The sequence below is a fragment of the Ideonella azotifigens genome (genome assembly GCF_006519715.1).
Taxonomy (GTDB): domain Bacteria; phylum Pseudomonadota; class Gammaproteobacteria; order Burkholderiales; family Burkholderiaceae_C; genus Ideonella; species Ideonella azotifigens.
The window spans coordinates 1-2,480 of the sequence record NZ_VIDT01000743.1; the positions used below are offsets into that span (position 1 = coordinate 1).

The window sequence follows — 2,480 nt, forward strand, 5'->3', positions numbered from 1 at the left end:
GGTCAGCGAGGCATCGATGTCGATGTAGCGCTGGTAGTCGGCCAGCTTGTCCTGCGCCTGGGCTTCGCTTTCGCCGGTGATCACCAGTGCCTGCGTGAAGATGCGCAGCGACCCGGGCGGGCGGCCAGCCTCGGCCAGCGCGCTGCGCAGGCTGTCGACCTGGCGCGCGATCACCGTCTGGCTCGGGCCGCTCATGAAGACGCACTCGGCATGCCGCGCGGCAAAAGCCTTGCCGCGCGACGAGGTGCCGGCCTGGTACAGCACGGGGGTGCGCTGCGGCGACGGTTCGCAGAGGTGGATGCCGGGCACCTGGAAATGCGGGCCGTGGTGCGCGATGGCATGCACCTTGGCCGGGTCGGTGAACACGCGGCCGGCCTTGTCCAGGCGCACCGCGTCGTCGTCCCAGCTCTGTTCCCAGAGCTTGTAGACGACTTCCATGTACTCGTCGGCCAGGTCGTAGCGGTCGTCGTGCGCGAGCTGGCGGTCCAGCCCGAGGTTGCGCGCGGCGCTGTCCAGGTAGCCGGTGACGATGTTCCAGCCGACGCGGCCACCGGTCAGGTGGTCCAGCGTGCTCATGCGGCGCGCGAACGGGTACGGATGTTCGTAGGTCAGCGCGCACGTCACGCCAAAGCCCAGGTGCGTGGTGGCCTGGGCCATCAGCGGTACCAGGGCCAGCGGGTCGTTCAGCGGCACCTGCGTGGCATGGCGCAGCGAGGCGTCCAGGCTGCCGCGGTAGACGTCGTAGACGCCCAGCACGTCGGCCAGGAACACGCTGTCGAACAGGCCGCGCTCCAGCAGCTGCGCGAGTTCGACCCAGTGCGCGGCTTCGCGGTAGTGGTGCGAGCGGTCGCGCGGATGGGCCCACAGGCCGGGCGACTGGTGCCCTGCCGCGTTCATCTGGAACGCGTTGAACCTGATCAAGTTGCTGGCCATGCCGGCGCTCACTTGGTCGCGGTCTGCAGCGCCTGCTGGTAGTCCGTCTTCACGAAGCCGGCGAAGCGCTGCTCGGTGACGGCCAGGAACTCGCGCGAGCGGTAGGCCTCGGCAATGTCCTTGACCCAGGGCTTGGCCAGGTCCTCGGTGCGCACCGCGACCACGTTCTGGTAGGTCGGGCCGGTCTTCTCCAGCGCCAGCGCCTCGGTCAGTTTCAGGCCGGAAGCCAGCGCGAAGTTGCCGTTGACAAACGAGTAGTCGGTGTCGTCCAGCGAGCGCGGCAACTGCGCGGCTTCGAGCGGGATCAGCTTGATCTGCTTGAGGTTCACTGCCACGTCTTTTTCAGACGCGCGGATCGGGTCCACGCCCTCGCGCAGCTTGATCCAGCCGATCTCCTGCAGCACCATCAGCGCGCGGGCGGCGTTGGTCGGGTCGTTGGGCAGCGCCACGGCGGCGCCGGGCTTCACGTCCAGCGTCTTGTGCTTGTGGCTGTAGATCGCGATGGGGGCGGTCGGCACCTTCAGCAGCTCGCTGATCGCCAGCTTATTCTCGGTGGAGAACTTGGTCAGGTAGACGATGTGCTGGAAGGCATTGGCGTCCAGCGCGCCCTGGGCCAGCGCGAAGTTGGGCTGGATGTAGTCGTTGAATTCGACCACCTTGACGGTGTAGCCCTTCTTCTCCAGCAGCGGCTTGATGCCCCACTTGACCTGGTCCGCATACGGCCCGGCGGTGGCGCCGATCGTCAGCGTCTTCTTGGCTTCCTCGGCCAGCGCAGGCAGCGTGGCCAGGCTGCCCAGCAGCAGCACGGCGGTGGCACCCAGCAAGGGACGGCGGGCGAGGGTCATCGGAACATCCTTCTTGGCGAACACGGGCGCGGCGGCCCGGAAAAAGCGACGTGACGGCCGCTGGTGGCAAGCGGGTCAGCGCTTGTCCAGCCGGCGCGCCACGGTGTTGCCGGTGAACTGCAGCAGTTGCACCAGCAGCACCAGCAGCGCGACGGTGAAGACCATCACGTCGGTCTGAAAACGGTAGTAGCCGTAGCGGATCGCCAGGTCGCCGATGCCACCGCCACCGACCACACCGGCCACCGCCGAGTACGACAGGAAGCTGATGGCCAGCACCGTGAGCGCCAGCACCAGGCCCGAGCGGGCCTCGACCAGCAGCACGCGCAGGACGATCTGCAGGTCCGATGCGCCCATGGCCTGGGCGGCTTCGACCACGCCGCGCGGCACCTCGCGCAGGTTCTGCTCGACCAGGCGGGCGAAGTAGGCGATGGCCGCAAACGACAGCGGCACTGCCGCGGCGACCGGCCCGATGGAGCTGCCGGCGACCACGCGGGTCACCGGCGCCAGCGCGACCAGCAGGATGATGAAAGGAAAGGAACGCACGGTGTTGACCAGCCAGCCCACCAGCCCGTGCAGCCAGGGCCGTTGCAGCGGCTGCCCCGGCCCGAGCAGGAACAGCCAGATGCCCAGCGGCCCGCCGAGCAGGACCGCGGCCGCCAGACCCAGCGCCAGCATCAGCCCGGTCTGGCTCAGCGCGGTGCC

3 protein-coding genes are annotated in these 2,480 nt (G+C 68.6%); all 3 read right to left on the reverse strand.

Translation table 11 applies throughout. From position 1 onward, the window contains the following. Nucleotides 1-933, reverse strand: a 933-nt coding sequence (locus tag FKP22_RS27070; RefSeq protein ID WP_141291058.1) for an NtaA/DmoA family FMN-dependent monooxygenase, incomplete at its 3' end; no start/stop codon positions are given. Nucleotides 934-941: 8 nt separating this feature from the next. After that, entirely contained in the window at nt 942-1,778 is an 837-nt protein-coding gene (locus tag FKP22_RS27075; protein ID WP_141291059.1) for a MetQ/NlpA family ABC transporter substrate-binding protein, read from the reverse strand. A 75-nt stretch (nt 1,779-1,853) separates the two neighbouring features. Further along, nucleotides 1,854-2,480 (reverse strand): methionine ABC transporter permease (locus FKP22_RS27080; protein ID WP_310733385.1); only part of this gene is annotated, 627 nt, incomplete at its 5' end.